This window comes from uncultured Aquimonas sp. (assembly GCF_937888285.1).
GTDB lineage: Bacteria > Pseudomonadota > Gammaproteobacteria > Xanthomonadales > Xanthomonadaceae > Aquimonas.
The window spans coordinates 33135-53965 of the sequence record NZ_CALART010000052.1; the positions used below are offsets into that span (position 1 = coordinate 33135).

The 20831-nt window shown below is 69.2% G+C and carries 16 protein-coding genes, 1 tRNA gene and 1 other RNA gene; 13 read left to right on the top strand and 5 right to left on the bottom strand.

Going from position 1 to position 20831, the window contains the following annotated elements; translation table 11 throughout:
* The first annotated feature begins 72 nt into the window (after nt 1-72).
* From Q0654_RS11060 to Q0654_RS11085, 6 genes are all read left to right on the top strand, one after another.
* On the top strand, nt 73-1257 hold the full coding sequence (locus Q0654_RS11060; RefSeq protein WP_298853794.1) for a hypothetical protein: 1185 nt from the start codon (nt 73-75) through the stop codon (nt 1255-1257).
* A 2-nt stretch (nt 1258-1259) separates the two neighbouring features.
* Complete coding sequence (locus Q0654_RS11065; protein WP_298853814.1) at nt 1260-1982, top strand: ABC transporter ATP-binding protein; 723 nt, start codon at nt 1260-1262, stop codon at nt 1980-1982.
* Between the two features lie 81 nt (nt 1983-2063).
* Entirely contained in the window at nt 2064-3809 is a 1746-nt protein-coding gene (locus Q0654_RS11070; protein ID WP_298853796.1) for a DUF885 family protein, read from the top strand.
* Between the two features lie 517 nt (nt 3810-4326).
* Nucleotides 4327-5991 carry a hypothetical protein gene (locus Q0654_RS11075; protein ID WP_298853798.1) on the top strand — a complete coding sequence of 555 codons (1665 nt, stop codon included), beginning with the start codon at nt 4327-4329 and terminating at the stop codon, nt 5989-5991.
* 175 nt (nt 5992-6166) lie between these two features.
* Nucleotides 6167-7948, top strand: coding sequence for a hypothetical protein (locus Q0654_RS11080; RefSeq protein ID WP_298853799.1), 1782 nt, complete (start codon nt 6167-6169; stop codon nt 7946-7948).
* A 95-nt stretch (nt 7949-8043) separates the two neighbouring features.
* On the top strand, nt 8044-9672 hold the full coding sequence (locus Q0654_RS11085; protein WP_298853801.1) for a hypothetical protein: 1629 nt from the start codon (nt 8044-8046) through the stop codon (nt 9670-9672).
* Between the two features lie 165 nt (nt 9673-9837).
* Here Q0654_RS11085 and ffs read toward each other — a convergent pair.
* The 4 genes from ffs to Q0654_RS11105 all read right to left on the bottom strand — a co-directional run bounded on the left by ffs (nt 9838) and on the right by Q0654_RS11105 (nt 11752).
* An RNA gene (gene ffs, locus Q0654_RS11090) (signal recognition particle sRNA small type) lies at nt 9838-9934 on the bottom strand.
* An 83-nt stretch (nt 9935-10017) separates the two neighbouring features.
* A tRNA-Ser gene (locus tag Q0654_RS11095) sits at nt 10018-10110 on the bottom strand.
* 77 nt (nt 10111-10187) lie between these two features.
* On the bottom strand, nt 10188-10973 hold the full coding sequence (locus Q0654_RS11100; RefSeq protein ID WP_298853802.1) for an MBL fold metallo-hydrolase: 786 nt from the start codon (nt 10971-10973) through the stop codon (nt 10188-10190).
* The gene (locus Q0654_RS11105; protein WP_298853803.1) at nt 10970-11752 is read right to left on the bottom strand and encodes a 3-deoxy-D-manno-octulosonic acid kinase; all 783 of its coding nucleotides are present in this window, start codon (nt 11750-11752) and stop codon (nt 10970-10972) included. The genes Q0654_RS11100 and Q0654_RS11105 overlap by 4 nt, the downstream gene beginning before the upstream one ends.
* Nucleotides 11753-11870: 118 nt before the next feature.
* Here Q0654_RS11105 and Q0654_RS11110 point away from each other — a divergent pair, with 118 nt between their 5' ends.
* From Q0654_RS11110 to Q0654_RS11120, 3 genes are all read left to right on the top strand, one after another.
* On the top strand, nt 11871-12611 hold the full coding sequence (locus Q0654_RS11110) for a hypothetical protein (RefSeq protein ID WP_298853804.1): 741 nt from the start codon (nt 11871-11873) through the stop codon (nt 12609-12611).
* Nucleotides 12612-12880: 269 nt separating this feature from the next.
* Entirely contained in the window at nt 12881-13843 is a 963-nt protein-coding gene (locus Q0654_RS11115) for a diguanylate cyclase (RefSeq protein ID WP_298853805.1), read from the top strand.
* 118 nt (nt 13844-13961) lie between these two features.
* Nucleotides 13962-15104: a GGDEF domain-containing protein gene (locus tag Q0654_RS11120; protein ID WP_298853806.1), complete on the top strand. Its 1143-nt coding sequence runs from the start codon at nt 13962-13964 to the stop codon at nt 15102-15104.
* Nucleotides 15105-15117: 13 nt separating this feature from the next.
* Here Q0654_RS11120 and Q0654_RS11125 read toward each other — a convergent pair whose 3' ends face one another.
* The gene (locus tag Q0654_RS11125; protein WP_298853807.1) at nt 15118-16518 is read right to left on the bottom strand and encodes a class II fumarate hydratase; all 1401 of its coding nucleotides are present in this window, start codon (nt 16516-16518) and stop codon (nt 15118-15120) included.
* 117 nt (nt 16519-16635) lie between these two features.
* Here Q0654_RS11125 and purB point away from each other — a divergent pair, with 117 nt between their 5' ends.
* The 4 genes from purB to Q0654_RS11145 form a co-directional block, all read left to right on the top strand.
* Complete coding sequence (gene purB / locus Q0654_RS11130) at nt 16636-18009, top strand: adenylosuccinate lyase (protein ID WP_298853808.1); 1374 nt, start codon at nt 16636-16638, stop codon at nt 18007-18009.
* Nucleotide 18010: 1 nt separating this feature from the next.
* Nucleotides 18011-19237, top strand: a complete 1227-nt coding sequence (locus tag Q0654_RS11135) for a cupin domain-containing protein (RefSeq protein ID WP_298853809.1) — start codon at nt 18011-18013, stop codon at nt 19235-19237.
* A gap of 20 nt (nt 19238-19257) precedes the next feature.
* On the top strand, nt 19258-20208 hold the full coding sequence (locus tag Q0654_RS11140) for a GNAT family N-acetyltransferase (protein WP_298853810.1): 951 nt from the start codon (nt 19258-19260) through the stop codon (nt 20206-20208).
* Nucleotides 20209-20323: 115 nt separating this feature from the next.
* The coding region (locus tag Q0654_RS11145; RefSeq protein WP_298853811.1) for a biotin carboxylase N-terminal domain-containing protein at nt 20324-20831 on the top strand (508 nt) is incomplete at its 3' end.

The window sequence follows — 20831 nt, forward strand, 5'->3', positions numbered from 1 at the left end:
GGATTCGGGCGACGCCTGTGGAACCTTCGCCGGAACGCGGGTTCCAAGCGCGCCCCGTCAATGACCTCGCGCATGCCTCTGCCTTGGCCCACGTCCCTGCATCCGCGGCTGGCCCAGAGCGCGCTGGAACTGCGCGCCCGTTGGCGTCTGTGGCGCAGGCGCCCCGGCGAGAGCCTGTTCCACGCGCTGGCGCTGCTTGCGCTGTTCGGACTGGCCACAGGGCTGCTGCAGACGCTGGCGCCGCGACTGCAGCCGCTGCTTGAGCTCTGGCGCGCGCAGCCGCTTGCGGCCACGTCCGCCTTTCTGCTGCTCGCGTTCTGGCGCCTCCACCAGCGTGCGCGGCGCTTCGAAATCGCCAGCCGGGCGCATGGCTGGCTGTCAGCCCTGCCCCTTGCGCCAGCCGTGCAGCGGCGTGGCCTGAGCCAGCAGCTGCTGCTGGGCATCGGCATCGGCCTGCTGTGGACCGCGCTGTTCGCACTCGCCGCCCTGCTCTCGCGCCTGTTCAATGCCAACGAAGCCGGCGCCCTGCTGATGCAGATGCTGGCCTCGCTGCTGTTGGCCGGCGGGCTCGTGCAGCTGGCACGCGCGGGTCAGGCTGGTACCCGCGCCGAGCCCATGAACTCGGGGTCGCTCGCTGGCGCGAGGCCGCTGCGCAGTGAAGCCCGCGGCTGGGCAGTCGCGCCGCGCTGGCTCGGCCCCTGGCCTGAACTCGGACAGCTGCAGCGCCGCCGCAGCCAACGCGCCTGGCGCAGCGGCCGCGCCTGGGTCTGGCTGCTGCCGCTCGGCCTGATGGTGCTGGCCGGCGAAGGCGCGCGCGTGTTCGCCGGCATGCTGCTGCTGGTGGTGATGCTGCCTTGGCTGCGCACCACGCTCGACGCCAGCGCCCGCGCGCTGGCCGAGGTCGAGCGCCTGCTGCTGGCCACGCCGCGCTCGCGCGTCGACTTCTGCCGCAGCGGCTGGCGCTACCCGGCCTCGCGCGCGCTGCTGGCCAGCGTCCTATTCGCGCTGGCGCTCACGCTATTCGGCGCCTCGCCGCTCGTCGTTGCACTCGGCGCATTCGGCTTCCTGCTGCTCTGCGGCCTGGAGATCGCGCTGATGCTGCACTACCCGCGCTCGCGCGCCCGCCAGCGCGGCCAGCTGATGGCCGAAGTCGCCCTGCTGCTGGTGCTGGCGCGCGAGGGACTCGGCCCGGCGGTGCTGCTGCCGGCCATCGCAATGATCGGCTGGCACGCCTGGCGTGCACGGAGACTGGCTTGAGCATGCACATACTCGATGTTCGCGACCTGCACCTGGAGCTGGGCGGTCGGCCCGTACTGCAGGGCATCGACCTGCGGATCGATGCCGGCGAGTTCGTCGCGCTGGCCGGCCCGAACGGCTCGGGCAAGAGCAGCCTGCTGCGCTGCATCGCCGGGCTGCTGCCCGCGCGCCGCGGAACGATCCACATCTGCAGCCATGCGATCGCCACCGACACCGCTGCAGCGCGCAGGAAGTTCGGCATGGCGGTCGATCCCGCGGCCCTGCCGGGCCTGCTGACCGGGCGCGAATGCCTGCAGCTGTTCGCCCGCACGCGCGGGCTCGGCGAGGTGCCGGCCAGCACTCTCGAGTTGGCCGAAGCCCTGCGCTACAGCGTCTATCTCGATCGTCCGGTGGAAGAGTATTCGCTGGGCACGCGACAGAAGCTCGCGGTGCTGCTCGGCCTGATCGGCGAGCCGCCGCTGCTGTTGCTCGATGAACCGCTGAATGGCCTTGACCCCCCCAGCGCCTGGGCGCTGAAGCGCCACCTCGTGGATCTGGCAGCGCGTGGCACCGCCATCGTGCTCGCGACGCATGCGATCGAACTCGCCGAGCGCCATGTGCATCGCGCCGTGCTGCTGGTTGAAGGCCGCCTGCGGCTGGATCTCGACCGCCCGGCCCTCGCCACGCTGCGGGCAGATCCAACGCGTTCGCTGGAAGCCGAGCTGGTCGCCGCCATGGACGCCTGAGCACGCACCCCGAACCTGTGGCACCCGCAGCGGTCGGCGGGCGCGGGCACAATCGGGCATCAAGCCACGCCGGAGCCCACCATGCGCCGCACCCGAATCGCCGCCGCCCTGTTCTGCGCCCTGCTGGTGCCTGTCGCTGCGCTGGCGGCGCCACCGCTGCCCAGCGAGGCACTGGTGCCGCCAGCGTCCGAGCATGCGCCCAGCGCGCAGCTGCTGGCGCCGCAGATCCAGCGTTTCCGCGCCGATCTGGCCGCCATCGAGCACGTCAACGACATCGCCTGGGGCGAGGCGCGTCGGCGTGCGCTGGGTGAGCTCTACACGGGCTGGCTGGCGCGGCTCGACGCGATGGACTTCGAAGCACTGGGCCTGGAAGACCGGATCGACTGGATCCTGTTTCGCGGCGAGCTGCAGCAGCGCCAGGGGGATCTGGAGTTCGAGCGCCAGCGCATCAACGAAGCCGCGCCACTGCTGCCCGAAGTGGCGGCGCTGATCGAACTCGCGGAAGCACGTCGCGCCCTGCAGCAGGCCGACGGCCGCAGCAGCGCCGGCAGGCTGGAGCGCGCGCGCGCCGCCCTGGCCGATCTCGATGCACGCATCGAAGCCAAGGACGCGGCGCTGTCGACGCTGTCGCCCGCTGTCGCCCATCGTGCCGCCCGCGTCCTCGACGCCACCCATCGCGCACTGAAGGACTGGCATGCCCACCAGGACGGCTATGACCCCGACTTCACCCACTGGGTCAGCAACCCGTGGCAGGCGCTGGATGCCCAGCTGCCGAAGACCGCCGAGCTGATCCGCAAGCGCCTGGCGGGTGTCGACAACCCCGAGGTGATCATCGGCGACCCGATCGGTCGCGAGGCGCTGATCGCCGCACTCACGGCGGAACGCATCCCATATACGCCGGAGCAGCTGGTCGAGATCAGCCGCCGCGAGCTGGCCTGGTGCCGGGAGGAGATGCGCGAGGCCGCGCGCGAGATGGGCTTCAGCGACTGGCGCGAGGCGCTGGAGGCGGTGAAACAGAAGTCGCCGGCCGTCGGCCAGCAGCCGCAGCTGGTGGTCGAACTCGCGAACGAGGCCATCGACTACCTCACCGACAATCAGCTGGTCACGGTGCCCGAGCTCTCGCGGCGCGACTGGCGCATGAACATGCTGAGCCCGCAGGCGCAGCTGCAGGCGCCGTTCTTCCTGGGCGGTCGCGATGTGTGGGTGGCGTATCCGCACAGCTCGATGCCGCACGAGAAGCAGCTGATGAGCCTGCGCGGCAACAACCGGCACTTCTCGCGCGCGGTGGTGCACCACGAGCTGATCCCCGGCCACCACCTGCAGTACTTCTACAACCTGCGCCACCAGACCCAGCGCCAGCTGTTCCGTACGCCCTTCTGGATGGAGGGCTGGGCGCTGTACTGGGAGCTGTTCCTGTACCAGCGCGGCTTCGCGCAAACGCCCGAGGACCGTATGGGCATGCTGTTCTGGCGCAGCCACCGCGCCGCCCGCATCCAGTTCAGCCTGGCCTTCCACCTCGGCACGATGACACCGCAGGAAGCCATCGAGCTGCTGGTGAACGAAGTGGGCCATGAGCGCGAGAACGCCGCCGCCGAAGTGCGGCGCAGCTTCACCGGTGACTATGGCCCCTTGTACCAGGCGGCCTATCTGCTCGGCGGCCTGCAGTTCATGGCCCTGCGCCGCGAGCTGGTGGAGTCGGGCCAGATGGGCGAGCGCGACTTCCACGACGCGATCCTCAAGGGCGGAACGATGCCGGTGGATCTGGTCCGCCTGCGCCTGCGCGGCGAACTGCCTGACAAGGACCAGCCGCTCTGGCGCTGGGAGTGACAGCGGTCTTTGAAGCCAGCCCGATCGACCGGAGGTAGGCGTCGCCGTCGCACCTGCATTCGCGGGTGCGAAGTCATGTGCCGTGCAGCTCTGGGAGCATGCTGAAGGACCCTCCGCTCTCTGCGGCGCCTGTGGACGCCCTCGCTACGGCGTCTGGATTTCTCACACGCTCTGACATCGTCCGGGCTGCGATTCCTGCACCTTTGGTCGGCGCGGACGCAGCGATTGGCGCCATCGCGACCGAGCCTCCTTGACAGTTGCTCACAATTGTCGACACTGCTGCCCAGGCGCGTGTCCGCGCGCCGGTTCGCTCGGGGACAGCGGCATCAGCGAACAGATCGAGACCACAAGAGGCCCTCAGGGCCCGAGCCAGGGACTCGATCGGCAACACCAGGCACCTCGCCTCAAGGCCAACCGTCGCAGCGGTGTGGCGCGTCCGTCTGCGGGCGCCGCGCAGCGCCGACGAAGCGGCCGGGCATCAGGCATTTGCGCCAGCCGTCGTCCCTGCGGAGTCCCCATGCATCGTCGTCATTTCCTCGGCCTCGCTGCGGCCATTGCGGCCGGTCTGCGCAGTCAGTCTGCGCAAGCCGCACTCCCCATCGGCGCCACCGGCGTCTGGAACGGCCAGCTCGCGGCCGGTCAGTTCATTCCGGCCAAGATGCCGCTGACGCCGCAGCGCATCGTGCTGCCGCGCCCGGATGCGGAAACCTCGACACGTGCCTTCCATCGCAATGCACATGTCGGCCTGCCCTATGAGCTGCCCATCGTGGTGCAGGGCGGCAGCTGGCCGTTCATCTACGAGCTGGTCGATGCGCCGGCGGGCGCCAGCCTCGGGCGGAACTACGGCGACGCGGGCTACGGCATCCTGCGCTGGACGCCGACTTCGAACGGCACCTTCAGCTTCACCGTGCGCGTGCGCGACCAGGATGGCGGCAGCGTCCAGTTCAGCTGGAGCGGCGTGGTCTCAGGCACCTGGGCCCGCTTTGTCGATGCCGCGAACGGCAGCGACAGCAGCGGCACCGGAACGGCGTCGGCGCCGTGGCGCACGCTTGCACACGCCTATGCGCAGGTGCAGGACGGCGGCGCGCTGTGTCTGCGGGCAGGCCTGTATCAGGCACCCGCTGAGTCGATGAACATCGCGGTCAGCGGTGGCACGGGTGCAGGCCGCGTCGGCAGCCTGTTCGGCTGGCCCGGAGAACACGCGACGATCGACTGCGGCACGCTGAACGCCTGGCACTTCGCCTGGTACAACAGCAGCGACACCTATGTTGCGCACCTGAACTTCGTGGGTGGCCCCAGCGGCCAGGCCAACCCGCGCTACTTCGGCTCGCTCAACGTCAACCACCGCTGCTACCAGTACCGGCTGGGCTTCGACTCGCCGTCGTTGGGCACCGCCGCGGGCGGAGGCGACGACAACAACAGCTGCCTGTTCCTGGGCGCCGGCGGCGGCGTGCGTGAGTACGTCGCCCAGGTGTTCTGCACCTTCCGCCGCCTGCCCTTCACCAACAACGGATTCAGCGCGATCGACACCTACCAGACCCGCTATCTGGTGGTGGCCGACAACGTCTTCGAAGCGCCGGCCAACTCGACGTCGCAGCATGCGATCTGGATCAAGGGCTGGGAGCAGGAGGACATCAGCATCCGCGGCAATCGTTGGAACCAGGCTTGGGACGGCGGCCTGATCGACCTCACCATGTCGGGCGCCAATGGCAGCTTTACAACGCGTCGTATCGAGGTCTGCTTCAACACGATCGTGACTCGCGACGGCAACGGTGGCCTCGGCATCGGCGTGGGTGCAACCGCGTCCGGCGGCGAACGCGGGCCGATCTGGATCTACCGCAACACGCTCCGCGCGCCGGCCGTGATCATGCGCAGCAGTTCGGCGCTGCGCATCAGTTTCGAGAATGACGTGATCGTGCACGACGCGGTGGTCCAGGGCGGCAACACCGCCACCCGCATCGTTCTGTTCGATGCCAACGCGCCGGCCGGCGTGTACTACGACCCCGCCATCCGCGAGAACCTGATCCTGTCCAGCACCGGCAACGAGTGCCACGGTCGCGGCAGCGACGGCATCCTCGATACCCAGCACCGCCTCGCCGGCGCATTCCGCAGCCAGTATCTGGGCACGCATGGCGCCGAGATTCTTCGCCCCGATTCGCTGTTCGCAGACGGCTTCGAGTAGCCGGCCGTCCACACACCGTTCTGCGCTCCCCTTGAACCCTTTCGAGATCACGCCCGTGAGAAGTCGCTTCGCTGGATCGTTGCATCGCCACCTTGGCGCCGTCTTCGGTACCCGCCTGATCGCCATGCTGCTTTTCGCGACGGGCTCGACCACCTGGGCCGGCACGACGGTCCCCGTGAACATCCGGCTTGAGGGCCTGGCGCTCGGCAATACGGTCTCGCTCAGGCAAGGCGGCACCACGGTCCAGGCAAGCCTGAACGGTGCGCTGAGCCTCGGCGCTGCAGCGCCCGGAACGCCCTTGAGCGTGCAGGTGCTGAGCCAGCCGGATGGCCAACACTGCGCGCTGTCCGCACAGGCGCCGAGCCAGGTGCCGGCAGACGCGACGCCGGTCTTTGTGCGCTGCGTGCACACCGCGGCGGCGCGCATCACGATGCCGGCCACGACACCCGATGGGCCGCTGAGCTGGTGGCACAACGGCGCCGGTCTGCGCGCCATCGCCTACCCCGGCCTCGCCTACGAGAGCCGGCCCGGCGTGGTCGGCGGGCAGTTCCCCTACGAGTTCCGGCTGCTGGCGACGCGCTTCAACGGCCAGAGCGCATCCAGCGCTGGCGTCAGCCTCGACTTCCGACGCGGTACCCTGCGCTTCGTGCCCGCAGCGGCGGGCAGCTACGAGTTCGATCTGGAAGTGCGCGACAGCGCCGCCGTGCAGAAGGTGGCTCAGCGCACCTTCGTGGTCAGCGCTGGGGCGAGTCATTTCCTGTTCGTGGCGCCCGGGGGCGTCGATGCCCCCGGCCGCGGCGGCATCGATCAGCCGCTGCAGACGATTCCCTACGCGCTGGCTCAAGGCACGTCGGCGCAGGCGCTGATGCTGCGGGCGGGCACCTATGCAGGCCGCTTCGATCTGAACGACGGCCGCCCCCGCCAGATCCTGGCCTACCCCGATGAAATCCCGGTGCTGGCGCTCAACCAGAGCGGCAATATCACCGCGCGCTTCACCGAGGCCCCGGCCGCGCGACTGGAAGGCGTCGACATCACCGGTGTGCGCCAGTACGGCATCGTCAGCGATCCCTCGCTGCCCGGCCTGGTGGTGCGCCAGGTGCGATTTCTGGACGGCGTGGTGGCCAACGGCGGAGAGAACCCGGCCTACATCCACGGCTGGGGTGATCTGCAGCAGCGCCATCGCTTTCTGGTGCAGGACTCCGAGTTCAACAACTACCCGACCGGCTACGCCACCACCTGGTTCGACGCCGGCGATTCGCTGTTCGAGAACAACCAGGTGCGCTTGGGCGCCACCACCGTCGGCGTGCACGACAAGGACAACTCGCAGCGCAACGTGTACCGCGAGAACTTCATCGAGTACGCGCCCGGCTTCGCCAACAGCAACGGCATCCAGATCTCGGCGCAGTATGGTTCCGAGCAGGTCCACATCCACCACAACCTGTTCGTGAACACCGGCGTGCTGCTCGGCGGCCAATGCCTGACCGAAGGCTGCACGATGCGCGCACACGACATCCACCACAACACCATCGCGAGCGGCGCCATCGTGCTGCGCTGGGGCGCCTTCAATGTGGGCAGCGCCGACACCCGGATCAGCCACAACCTGATCCGCTCGACGCCCGCGCCCTATGCCTGGGCGTCCTGCCTCAACACGGTGCCGGCCGCCTTCGCGAGCCAGCTGCGCACCCGCGCGAACCGATTGGAAACCAGCAGCAGCAACGCCATGCGCGACACCGAATGCGGTGGCTCGGCGATGAACATGAGCTGGGCGACCTGGCGCGACACGCACGGCCTCGACACGCTGGCCTCGGGCAGCGTGCTCAGCGCCACCAGCGACCTGGGCGGCAGCGGCGCCTTGACCCGACTGCCGGCCGGGGATGCACGCCTGACCACGCTGGGCCACCGCTATCCGCTGCCGATGAGCACCAGCCTGAACGTTTTCGCCGACGGCTTCGAGTAGCGCGCACTGGGCGGTCGCGCCGCGACGTCAACCGCAAGGTCGAGCGAAGCATGTGCTCGTATTGCGCCCCCTCCCATCCACAGGCAGATCCCACCATGAAGCGTCGACAGTTCCTTCTGCTGACCACCGCGGCCAGCACCGCCTTGGCTTTGCGCCCAGACGCCTGCCGCGCCGGATCATCGGGCGGTTCCAGCGCGCTGTACGCCGACGGCTTCGAGGCGGTCACGCCCAGCACCAACACCGCCTACCTGTTCCCGCCGGGCTACTTCGAGCCAAACAGCCTGCTGCCCTTGCAGAAGATCTATCCGCAGAGCGACGCGGTGGCGCCTGCGGCCTCGCACCATCGTCGCGCCTATCCAGGCCTGCGCTGGGAGTGTCCGGTGCGCGCCATGGGCGGCAGCAACCCGCGCTTCTACGAGCTGCTCTCCGGCCCGCCAGGCATGCGGATCGGGGAGTTCCTGCAGCGCGACAGCTCCGGCGACTACGCGCCAACGCCGGACTACGCGACCCTCGTCTGGGAGTCGCCGGTGGCCGGCAGCTATCTGATCCGCGTGCGCTGCAGCGATCAGAACAACACGCCGCTGCTGTTCGAGTTCCGCTTGCAAGTGGCGCTTGACGGACACCTGTTCACCGCGCCAACGGCGCTCGGCAAGGGCGACGGCACCAGCCCGCAGAATGCGATGGCCTGGAATCAGGCGATGCTGGGCAACGGCATGGTCTCGCCAAGCCGCGGCAAGGTGCTGGTGTGTCGCGGCGGCAACTACACGCTGAGCGACGCCATTCTGGTCAACGCCAGCCATATGGCGACCTCGATCATCGCCTATCCCGGCGAGACTCCGGTGTTCAATCGCGGCATCCAGATGCGCGCATCCGACGTGTTCATCGGCGGACTGCGCTTCGAGAACATCGGTACCGGCAACTTCGGGGTCATCAACGACTGGGAGTTCAACCATCGCTGGAGCGTCTGGCGCTGCCACTTCGAGCGCTGCTTCAACGCGAACACGGCGCAGAACAACAACCAGTCCTGCATCGGCGCGGTGAACGGCGGGCGTGCGAACGGCCGACAGCATCTGCTGCTGGCAGAGAACACGTACCGCAACTGCAGTGGCCTGCACGGCTACGACTACTACAACGTCGACACCCACCTGTGCGAGCGCGAGACCTTCATCGTTGACGACCCGAACATCGAGGTGCGCCACTCGGTGTGGTTTCCGAAGGGCTACTGCCGCTACTACGAGATCTCGTTCTGCCGCGCCGATCTGCCGCCGCAGGCGGTGGAGGCCGAGAACATCATCCAGGCGCACAACGCAGCCTACGCCGTCTCCCTGCCCGGCGTGGGCTCGATCGAGTACAACTTCGTGCGCGGTGGAAGCAATGTCGGGGGCCTCGTCACCAACGGCGCAGCCAACGGGACCGCGCCCAATGTCGGACCGGTCACGATCGTCTGCCAGGTGCGGCGCAACACCTTCGTGGGCAAACGGATTGGTGCACGCAATTGGGATCGCGAATCCGGGGTCGACCGGCACAGCTACTTCGCTGCGAACGTGCTGCAGACGGCCAGCAATGGCGCCGTCGGCCTCTCCGGCGCGGCGAACACGAATCCGGTGTGGTTCACCGAACGCGATGCGCTGAGCGCGGGCTCGGGTCTGGTGGATGGCAATGGCCGACTGATCGATGAGGGCTTCCGCGGTCGGCACGGTGCGCAGGTCTGGCGGCCAGCGTAGCTGACAGCGTGTCGACGATTTCGCGCGCGCTCAGGGGCATGCCAGAGGAAGCGACTCCGCGCCGGCTCACAAGCCGTGGGCCGCCCGGACTCGCGCGCTGACGCACGGCCCCACGCAACAGGGCCCGCAGGCGCGGGCGCTGACGGCAGTGCAGAGGGTGGCGACTCCCGCCAGCGTTACTCCGGCACCCGAATCAACCGCTACCGTTGCTCCCTTCCGGGCCTGGCGGGGTTTGCAGCCTATCGTCGCGAAGGCACCGACGGGAGCCACCATAGAGGGGCTGCCGGGGCAGCGGCCGCTGCCTTTTCAGGCGTCGCGGCGGGCAGATCGTTCAGTTGCGGAAACTGGCGGAGAGAGAGGGATTCGAACCCTCGATACGGGGTTTAGCCGTATACACACTTTCCAGGCGTGCTCCTTCAACCACTCGGACATCTCTCCGGAGTCTCACGCACGAACGCTGCAGAGCGCGGCAGAGTAGCGACTCGGAGGCGAATCCACAAGTCTGGCGCGCGCGCTCAGCCACCGGCGGGCAGGGTTGAGGGCGCGGGTGCCGCGACCGCCAAGCGCTCACCCGGCGCCAGCACGCGGTAGCCGCGCGCGCGCATGGCCTCGCCGTCCGCGGCCGAGCCGTAGTGGTACAGGGCCAGCCGCTCGCGCCAGGCCTGCGGGTACTCGCGCTCGATGTCGTCGAGCCCGGTGTGCGAGGGATTGCCGCGCAGACCGCAGTCGTGGGCCAGGGTCTCTTCGGGATAGCGCGCCAGCTGCTCGGGGATCGGCCGGGTATCGCCGCTGTAGACGAAGCTGCCGCGCAGGGCCAAGCCGAAGGCCGTATCCGGCGCATGGTGACGACAGGGGAACACCTCGAACTGGCGGCCGGCGTGCCAGAAGCCGCGCGAGACCGGGATTAGCTGGAAGGCATCCCACCAGTTGGCGCCGCCCTCGGCGAGCACGCCCGGATAGTCCGCCAGCCGCGCCTGCAGCAGCGGCACGACGGTGGCCGGCACGTACAGCCGGCAGCGGCCGCGTCGGGCTTCGTCGAAGTACAGGGCGAAGAACAGCCGCTCCATGCCGCCGATGTGGTCGAGGTGGGCATGGGTGATGAACAGGGCCAGCGGTGGCTCGCCGTAGTGCTTGAGATACGCGGTCAGGGCCTCGCCGCCGCAGTCGATCATCAGCAGCGGACGACCATCGTGCTCCAGCACCGCCGAAGCCGAACCGAGCTCGACCGCCGCACTGCTGCCGACGCCCAGGAAACGCAGGGCCCAGCCGCTGTCCACGCGGGTGTGCGCTGGCGTGCTCATGCGGGCTTGAGTTCGCAGGCGGCCGCGCTGCCCCCGGCTTCGACGTAGCCCGCGCCCAGGGCCGACCAGCCCACCGCCAGCGCCTCGCCCTGAAGCCCGAGTTTGCGCAGCGAGCGCGCGAGGCGCTGCAGGTTGGCGCGCTGCCAAGCGAGCGCGGGTGCACGCAGGTCGCCGCGATCGAAGTCGATCAGCCAAAGACCACCCGCGTCGTCGCGCATGACGTTGTGGGCATTGAGGTCGGCATGGAACGCGCCCGCGGCGTGGAAGCGCGCCAGCAGCCCGCCAAGACCGCGCCAGTCAAAGGCTTCGCCCTGTCCGGCGGCCAGCGCTTGCGCCAGCGTGCGGCTGTCGGGGATCGCCAGGGTCATCAGGTCGGCGCGGTAGAACAGGCCCGCTCGCGCATAGCCGGCCGCCAGCGGCGCGGGCACCGGCAGGCCGAGCTCGCGCAGCCGGGCCAGCAGACGGAACTCGCGGAAGGCGCGGTTGGCGTCTTCGCCGGTCCACAGGTACAGATCGCGGATCACCCGGCCGACCAGGCCGCCGCGCCGGTAGTGGCGGATCACCGCCTCGCCGAACTCGCCGCGCACGAAGCAGACCGCGCCGCGGCCGCCGCGCGATGCCTCCATGCGACCGCGCTCGGCCCAGTGCTGCGGATCCAGCAGCAGGCGATCGGCCTGGGCAATGCGCCGGCGGTCGAACAGCAGGGCGCCGCGGGCGTCGGTGACGCGGGCCTCCTGCACGCTCTCGCTGGCCAGGGTGTCGGTCTCGCTGCGGTTCACGGTGGTGTTTCATACGCAGGGCGGCAGGGGAGTCTAGCAAGCTCCATCCGAGGTCGACCCGGTCGCGCATGTAGAATGCGAGGCCTTGCAAACACACCGATGGCGAGCGCGATCAGCGATGGAACCGGTCAACGTCCTGTGCATCAAATGGGGTCGCAAGTACGGCCCGGAGTACGTCAACCGGCTGCGTTCGATGGTGCGCAGGCATCTGAAGCGCCCGCACCGCTTCGTCTGCCTCACCGACGACCGCACGGGCATCGAGCCGGACATCGAGGTCCTCGACATCCCGCAGGTCGGCTTCGCCGATTTCGACCAGCGCCTGCCCTGGACCTTTGGCCACGGCTGGCTGAAGCTGACCAGCTTCAAGCGCGAGCTCTACGACCTGAAAGGCACCACCCTGTTCATCGACCTCGACGTGGTGATCGTCGACAGCCTGGACGCGTTCTTCGAGCCACCGGGCGAGTTCGTGGTCATCAAGGAATGGGACAAGCGCGACGGCACCGGCAACACTTCGGTTTATCGCTACACCATCGGCGCGCACGCGGATGCGTTGGAGTATCTCGCCGCCAACAAGGACAAAGCGCTGTCCGAGGTGCGCAACGAGCAGGAGTTCATCACTGGTTACCTCGGCCGCCAGGGCAAGGTCAGCTACTGGCCCGATAGCTGGTGCCGCAGCTTCAAGCGCCACTGCGTGCGACCGGGAATCCTGTGCTGGTTCCAGCCGCCGCGACTCCCCGAGGGCGCGAAGATCATCGCCTTCCACGGCAAGCCGAACCCGCCCGACGCCATCGCCGGGGTCAGCGGCAAGTGGTACCGCAAGGTGCATCCCACCGCGTGGGTCGCTGAACACTGGCGCTGAGCGGCAGGCGCCACGGGCCGGCCGCACCGACCTGCGGGGATCCTGCCGGGTAGCCCCAGACGCCTGGCGAAGGCTCAGGTTTCGCATAGGGGACTCCTGTTCCGCGAGACCGGTTCGCGCGTCGGAACAGGGCCGACGTGCACCTGACGTGGGCTCCCGGCCCGGGATTTGCATCCGTGAAGCCTCATCGCAGAGGCCGCCACGGGAGCGTCCATGACAGCTTGGATCCAAAGGCCTCCGCCCGCCGCCAGCCCCGGGAGCCGAAGGGCGTGAAGGCGCTGGTGATCGAGGACTCGCGCACCAGCCAGGCGATGATCGCCCACCTGCTGCGCGAGATGGACATCGAGCCCATCCAGGCCGAGCGCGGTCTGGACGGTCTTCAGCTGTACACGCAGCGACGCCCCGACCTGATCCTGCTCGACGTGGTCCTGCCCGACATCGATGGTTTCGAAGTGGCCCGTCGAATCCGCGCGGATGAGGGACCGGGGGAGTGGACTCCGATCGTCTTCCTCACCGGCCGCACCAGCGATGCCGACCTCGAATCGGGAATTGCAGCCGGCGGTGACGACTACCTGGTCAAACCGCTGAACCCGATCGTGTTTGCCGCCAAGGTGCGGGCAATGTCGCGGATCGCGCAGATGCGCGACAAGCTCCTGGAAACCACCCACCAGCTCGACCAGGTCAACCGTGAGCTGATGCGGCTGTCGGCGATGGACGGCCTCACCGGTCTCGCCAACCGCCGCCATTTCGACGCCATGCTGCGCAGCGAGTGGGAGCGCGGCGAGCGCTGCCGGCACCCGGTCTCGCTGCTGATGTGCGACGTCGACTTCTTCAAGCCCTACAACGACAACTACGGCCACCTGCGCGGCGACGAATGCCTGCGGCGGATCAGCAGCGCCCTGCAGTTCGCGATCCGCCGACCCTGCGAGCTGGCCGCGCGCTACGGCGGCGAGGAGTTCGCCCTGCTGCTGCCGGAAACCTCGGCCCCACAGGCCATGGAGATCGCCGAGACGGTGCGCTCCAACGTCGAGCGCCTGGCCATCGAGCACGGGCATGCCCCCAAGGGCATCGTCAGCATCAGCATCGGCGTGGCGACCCGCGTGCCGAACAGCCAGCTGTCGCCGGAGCGACTGATCGCGCTCGCCGACAAGGCCCTGTACCTTGCCAAGAAGAGCGGCCGCGACCGCGCCGCGCAGGCGGTGGGCGGCGGCGGCGAGGCCATGGCAAGCTGAGGGTGGCGTGCACGCAGGCTGGGCGGCCGTCGCCGGGTCGCGCAGGCGGGGTCGACCGCTCCTGAACATGCGCAGGCCCTGAGCCCAGGCGCTCTGACATCGATCCGCAGGGGGATGCGTGGAAGAACTGCTGCTGTGGCGCTGGAGCACCGGCATCCAGACCCTGTCGGTGCTGCTGATTACGGCCTTCCTGAGCTTCAGCGGGCGCCGCGAGGGCGGCGAGGTGCTCAGGGACTGGGCGCGTGCCTGGCAGTGGAACTGCCTGGCGCTGGGCGTCACCTGGTTCTACTGGCTGGCCCAGCCCGAAGCGCTCGGCCTGCTGTTTGCGCGCGTCACCTATGCCACCGCCAAGACCGCCTTCCTGCTCTATCTGCTCGCTGGCGTGCTGCGCTTCCAGTCGCAGGACGAGCGTTCGCGGCTGCGCGCGCTGCCCTGGGCGCTGGCCGTCAGCTACGGCCTGCTCGGTGCGATCTGGCTCGACAGCGTGCCGCTGATGGGCATGGCGCAGTCCGCGCTGATCGCCCTGGCCTGCAGTGCCGGCGTCCTCATGAGTCTGCGCGGGCGCGGCCTCGGACTCGAATGGCTGGCGCTGGGCTTCGGCCTGCGCGCGGCGTTCGCCGTGCTGGAGGCCTGGGCCTACGGCTCACTGGCGTTCGGCGTGGAGCGCATTCCCGGCGAGACCCTGTCGCTGTTCGTGGCGGCGCATTCGTCGCTCGACCTCGTCGCCGAATGGACGATTGCCCTTGGCTGCATGCTGGCGCTGGCAAGCCGCGCCCAGCGCGAACTGCGGGCCAGCCAGCAGGCGCTTCGCGCCCAGGCCGAACGCGACGCCCTGACCGGCCTGCGCAACCGCCACGGGCTGGAGGGGGTGCTGCACCGGGCGCAGCGCGAAGGCGCCTGTCTGCTGTTCTTCGATCTCGATGACTTCAAGCGCATCAACGACGAGGCCGGCCATGCCGCGGGCGATCATTGCCTGAGCGCGGTCGCCACGGCGCTGCGCCGGCATTTCCGCGAGGACGACGAAATCCTGCGCTTCGCTGGCGACGAGTTCCTGGTGATCTCGCATCTGCGCGATCCCGATGCCATCGAGGCGCGCGTGCAGGCCATGGCCGAGGATCTCGCCGCGCTGCCCGAGCCCTGCCCCATCCACTTCAGCGTCGGTGCCGCCTGGCTGGAGCCGGGCGGCGATCCGATGGACGCCCTGCGTCGGGCCGACCAGGCCATGTACAGCCACAAGGCGGAACGCCGCCAGGCGGCCTGAACCGCGGACGGTTTCAGCCGCCCGCCGAACCTCCGCCCTTCAGCCCGCCGCGGGTCAGTGCGCGCGGGTCAAGCAATTCGACAAGCTGCGCGCGCGGCAGGCCGCTCACCTCCTCGGCCACATCGATCAGGGGCCGGCCTTCCGCATAGGCGCGCTTGGCGATCTCCGCGCCCTTGGCATAGCCGATCACCGGATTCAGCGCGGTGACCAGGATCGGATTGCGCGCCAAGGCCTCGTCGATGTGATCTGCGCGCACGCGAAAACCCGCGATGGCGCGCTCACCCAGCAGCCGCATCGCGTTCGAAAGCAGCTCGATCGACTGCAGCAGACTGTGCGCGATCAGCGGCAGCATCACATTCAACTGGAAGCTGCCGCTCTGCGCGGCGACGGTCACGGTGACATGTGCGCCCATCACCTGCGCACAGACCATGGCCACGGCTTCGGGAATCACCGGGTTGACCTTGCCCGGCATGATCGAGCTGCCCGGCTGCAGGGTCGGCAGCTCGATTTCGCCCAAGCCGGCCAAGGGCCCTGAGTTCATCCAGCGCAGGTCGTTGGCGATCTTCATCAGGATCGCCGCCAGCCCGTTCAGCTGCGCCGACAGGCCCAGCGCCGCGTCCTGCCCGGCGATGCCGGCGAACAGGTTGTCGGCGGGACGGAACTTGATACCCGTCAGCGCCTGCAGGGCGCGACAGGCGCGCTTGCCGAAGTGCGGATGCGCGTTGATGCCGGTGCCGATCGCCGTGCCCGACAGCGGCAAGAGGCGCAGGCGCTCGGCCTCCTGCTCGATGCGCTCGCGCGCACTGGCGAGCTGCGCGGCCCAGGCACCGAGCTCCTGCCCGAAGCTGAGCGGCATCGCGTCCATCAGATGGGTGCGGCCGGTCTTGGGCACGTCCGCCAGTTCGTCGGCGCGCTTGCCGATCGTCTTCTTCAGCGACTTCAGCGCCGGCAGCAGCTGATCGCGCAGGGCCAGCGCCGCCGACACCTGGATCGCGCTCGGCACCGCGTCGTTCGAGCTCTGCGCCATGTTGACGTGATCGTTCGGCGACACGGTCTTGCGCAGGCGTTTCTTGGCGAGCGCGGCCAGCACCTCGTTGATGTTCATGTTGCTGCTGGTACCCGAGCCGGTCTGGAACACGTCGACCGGGAACTGCTCGGCGTGCCCCCCTTCGGCGACCTCGGCCGCGGCGGACTCGATCGCCTCGGCAAGCTTCGCATCCAGCAGGCCGAGATCCGCGTTGGCGCGCGCTGCCGCCGACTTGATCAGCGCCAGCGCACGGATGAAGCCCGCCGGCATGCGCTGGCCCGAAATCGGGAAGTTCTGCACCGCGCGCTGGGTCTGCGCGCCCCACAGCGCCTCGTCGGGGACTTCGAGCTCTCCAAGGCTGTCGCGTTCGATCCGGGGCTTTGCCATGGCGGTTCTCCGGTGCGGGAAAGCGCCGATCCTACGCCCGCTCGGGACATCCAACCCGACGCGGCGGGCCATGCAGCGTAAAATCCGCGGCCTCCCCTCCCCGCCTGCGCGAGCCCCATGTCCACAGCCCTCTCTCCGCTGACCGCCCTGTCTCCCGTCGATGGCCGCTACGGCGCCAAGGTCGACGCCCTGCGGCCGGTGTTCTCCGAGTACGGCCTGATCCGCGCCCGCGTACGGGTCGAGGTCGAGTGGCTGCTGGCCCTGGCCGCGCACCCGGGCATCCCCGAACTCAAGCCCTTTTCCGCGGACGCCAGCGCGCGCCTGCGCGCACTGGCCGCGCAGTTCTCGGTGGCCGACGCCGAGCGGGTCAAGGAGATCGAACGCACCACCAACCACGACGTCAAGGCGGTCGAGTACTTCATCAAGGAGCGCCTGCGCGAGGACGCCGAGCTCGGGCCCGCGCTGGAGTTCGTGCACTTCGCCTGCACCTCGGAAGACATCAACAACCTGAGCTACTCGCTGATGCTGGCCGAGGCCCGCCGCGAGGTGCTGCAGCCGGCACTGGGCAAGCTCGATGCCAAGCTGCGCGAGCTGGCGCACGCCCACGCCGAGCTGCCGATGCTCTCGCGCACGCACGGCCAGACCGCCTCGCCGACCACCGTGGGCAAGGAAATCGCCAACGTGCTGGCGCGCCTGCGCCGCCAGCTGAAGCAGTTGGACGCAGTCGAGCTGCAGGGCAAGATCAATGGCGCGGTCGGCAACTACAACGCCCACGTGGTCGCCTATCCTGACGTCGACTGGGCGGGGCTGGCGCAGATGCTGGTGGAGGGCCTGGGCCTGCACTTCAACCCCTACACCACCCAGATCGAGCCGCACGACTGCATCGCCGAACTCTGCGACGTGCAGCGCCGCATCAACACCATCGGTATCGACTTCTGCCGCGATGTCTGGGGCTACATCTCGCTGGGCTATTTCAAGCAGGCGGTGAAGGCCGGCGAAGTTGGCAGCTCGACCATGCCGCACAAGGTCAACCCGATCGACTTCGAGAACGCCGAAGGCAACTTCGGCATCGCCAACGGCCTGCTGGAGCACTTTGCCTCCAAGCTGCCGATCAGCCGCTGGCAGCGCGATCTGACCGACTCCACCGTGCTGCGTGCGCTGGGCGTGGCGTTTGCCCACAGCCTGATCGCCATCGATGCCCTGATGCGCGGCCTGGGCAAACTCTCGGCCGATCCGGATCGTCTGGCGGCCGACCTCGACGCCGCCTGGGAAGTGCTGGCCGAACCGGTGCAGACAGTCATGCGCCGCCACGGCCTGCCCAATCCCTACGAGCAGCTGAAAGCGCTGACCCGCGGCCACGGCATCACCCAGGAGTCGATGCGCGCCTTCATCGCCTCGCTGGACCTGCCCGAGCACGACAAGTCGCGGCTGCTCATGCTGAGCCCGGGCGACTACACCGGCCTTGCCGCGAAACTTGCGAAGGCGATCTGAGATGGCGATCGCCCCGCGCAAGCGCGCCGCAATCTCCACGCTGCCGATCGAAGTGCAGGCCAGCGCGAAGCATCGCCTCGGCATGGCGCCGGCCGTCTTCCTGCGCGACTACTGGCAGAAGCGCCCCCTGCTGATCCGCGGCGCCTTCGCCGACGTGGCCTGTCCGATCACGCCCGAAGATCTCGCGGGTCTCGCCTGCGAGGACGGCGCGCTGTCGCGCCTGGTGCTGCACGATCGCCGCAAGGACCACTACGCGCTGGAGACCGGCCCGTTTCCCGAAGCGCGCTTCGCGAGCTTGAGCGAACGCGACTGGACCCTGCTGGTGCAGGACGTCGACAAGTGGGACGCCGATGTCGCGGCGCTGAAGCAGCACTACGGCTTCCTGCCGCGCTGGCGCATCGACGACATCATGATCAGCTATGCGGTGCCGGGAGGCTCGGTGGGCCCGCACGTCGACCAGTACGATGTCTTCCTGATGCAGGGCCTGGGCGAGCGGCGCTGGCAGATCGACGTCGATCCGGCTGCGCCCAAGACCTTCCGCGAGGGCGCGCAGCTGCGCCTGCTACAGCAGTTCACGCCCAGCCACGACTGGGTGCTTGGGCCCGGCGACGTGCTCTACCTGCCGCCCGGCGTGCCCCACCACGGCGTGGCCGAAACGCCCTGTCTCACCCTGTCGCTGGGCATGCGCGCGCCGTCCGTCAACGAGCTGGTCACTGACCTCGCCGACGAGCTGGGCGCCCAGCTCTCGGAAGAGCTGCGCTATGTCGATCCTGATCTCGCACCGGCACGCGATGTCGCCGAGATCGATGCCGCCGCACTCGCCCGCGTGCGCCAAGCGCTGGCGCCGCTGCTGGCGATGGACGACGCGGCCCTGGGCCGCTGGTTCGGGCGCTTCATCACCGCCTATCGCAATGCCGGCACGCCGCAGCCGGGTCCGCGCCTGCCCAGCCGGGCCAAGCTCGAAGAGACACTGGCCGCCGGCGGCCAGCTCGGCTGGCATCCCTTCAGCCGCAGCGCCTGGGCGCGACAGGGCCGAGGCGCTCTCCTGTTCGTGCACGGTGAGGCGCATCCCTGCAGTCTGGCCGGCGCCAAGCGACTCGCCCGCAGCGATGCGTTGGACGGCAGCGACTGGGCCGCGCTCAAGCCACAGGACCGCGACAGCGCCTGGGCCCTGGTGCAGGCCGGGCATCTGATCCTGCAGCCGGCGCGCAAGTCGCGCGCGCGTTGACTCCACCGACGAGACCGGTCATGAGCGCAGCCATTCCCGAAGGCTTCACTGTCGAACCCGCCGACTACCGCCGCGATTTCGACAGCCTGCGCGCGATCCGCGACGAGGTCTTCGTGCGCGGCCAGAGCGTGCCGCTGGACATCGAACTCGATGCGCTCGATCCACTCTGCCAGCACGTGATCGCGCGCAGTACGGACGGTGCGGCCATCGGTACCGGTCGACTGATGCCCGATGGCCGCATTGGCCGTATGGCGGTGCTCGAGACCTGGCGCGGGCGCGGCGTCGGCGGGGTGATGCTGGAGCGCCTGGTCGAGATCGCTCGCACCCGCGGCCTGCAGCAGGTCGAGCTGCACTCGCAGGTGCATGCGCGCGACTTCTACGAGCGCCACGGCTTCGAGGCCTACGGGGACAACTTCTTCGAGGCCGGCATCGAGCACGTGCACATGCGTCGCGTCCTGGACGAAGACGAGATTCCGCGCAGCGCCGGCCCGGAGCTGCTCAACATCGACAGCGAGCACGAGGCCCGCGAGGTGAGCCTGCAGCTCGTCCAGCGCTCGCGGCACCGCCTGAGCGTGTTCGCCCGCGACCTCGACCCACTGCTGCTGGGCACGCCGGAAGCGGTCGAAGCCCTGCGCCAGCTGCTGGCCCGCGGCCGCGGCGTCGAGGTGCGCGTCCTGCTGCAGGAGCCGGCCAGCTTGCAGCGCGCCCAGCACCCCTGGCTGCCGCTGATGCAGCGCCTCACCAGCCTGATCCACGTTCGCCATGTCAGCGAGCCCATCGACCAGCAGAACCCGATGGCCCTGCTGCTGAACGATGCCGGCGGGTTCTTCCTGCGCCCGCTCGCCAGCCGCTTCGAGGGCAGCGCCAGCCTGCAGGCGGAAGGCCGCCGTCGCCAGCTGCAGAACGAATTCGACGCGCTCTGGGAGCGCGGCCAGCCCTGCACCGAACTGCGCGCGCTGAGCGGGTTGTAGTGTCCGCGGGCCTGCGCCACCGTCCTGCGGCACATAGCCAAGTGCGGGCGAATCCCCGAAACTAGCGCCCCTTGAAGCGGCCCCCAGCCCCGCGGGCCGTGCGAGACGCGCCCGCATGCCCTTCGCTTCCGTCCTGATCGCCAACCGCGGCGAGATCGCCTGCCGCATCATCCGCACCTGCCGCCGTCTGGGCATCCGCACCATTGCGGTCTACTCGGACGCCGATGCCGGTGCGCAGCACGCGCGGCTCGCCGACGTCGCCGTGCACATCGGTGGCTCGGCCCCGCGCGACAGCTACCTGCGACCCGAAGCGATCCTGGAGGCCGCGCGCGCCACCGGTGCCGAGGCCATCCATCCCGGCTACGGGTTTCTGTCGGAGAACGCCGACTTCGCGGATGCAGTGGCTGCTGCAGGACTTGTCTTCATCGGCCCCTCCGGCGGCTCGATGCGCAAGATGGGCTCGAAGGCCGGCGCCAAGGAGCTGATGGCCGCCGCCGGCGTGCCGGTGGTGCCGGGCTATACCGGCGAGGACCAGTCGCGCGACCGCCTCGCCGCCGAGGCCGAACGTATCGGCTATCCGCTGATGATCAAGGCCGCCCACGGCGGCGGCGGCAAGGGCATGC

Excerpts from the sequence above, each read along its gene's own strand:
- Q0654_RS11060 (WP_298853794.1), top strand. The coding sequence starts at position 73 with ATGCCTCTGCCTTGGCCCACGTCCCTGCATCCGCGGCTGGCCCAGAGC.
- Q0654_RS11085 (WP_298853801.1), top strand. The coding sequence starts at position 8,044 with ATGAAGCGTCGACAGTTCCTTCTGCTGACCACCGCGGCCAGCACCGCC.
- purB (WP_298853808.1), top strand. The coding sequence starts at position 16,636 with ATGTCCACAGCCCTCTCTCCGCTGACCGCCCTGTCTCCCGTCGATGGC.
- Q0654_RS11070 (WP_298853796.1), top strand. The coding sequence starts at position 2,064 with ATGCGCCGCACCCGAATCGCCGCCGCCCTGTTCTGCGCCCTGCTGGTG.
- Q0654_RS11140 (WP_298853810.1), top strand. The coding sequence starts at position 19,258 with ATGAGCGCAGCCATTCCCGAAGGCTTCACTGTCGAACCCGCCGACTAC.
- Q0654_RS11075 (WP_298853798.1), top strand. The coding sequence starts at position 4,327 with ATGCATCGTCGTCATTTCCTCGGCCTCGCTGCGGCCATTGCGGCCGGT.
- Q0654_RS11065 (WP_298853814.1), top strand. The coding sequence starts at position 1,260 with ATGCACATACTCGATGTTCGCGACCTGCACCTGGAGCTGGGCGGTCGG.
- Q0654_RS11125 (WP_298853807.1), bottom strand. The coding sequence starts at position 16,518 with ATGGCAAAGCCCCGGATCGAACGCGACAGCCTTGGAGAGCTCGAAGTC.
- Q0654_RS11135 (WP_298853809.1), top strand. The coding sequence starts at position 18,011 with ATGGCGATCGCCCCGCGCAAGCGCGCCGCAATCTCCACGCTGCCGATC.
- Q0654_RS11100 (WP_298853802.1), bottom strand. The coding sequence starts at position 10,973 with ATGAGCACGCCAGCGCACACCCGCGTGGACAGCGGCTGGGCCCTGCGT.
- Q0654_RS11110 (WP_298853804.1), top strand. The coding sequence starts at position 11,871 with ATGGAACCGGTCAACGTCCTGTGCATCAAATGGGGTCGCAAGTACGGC.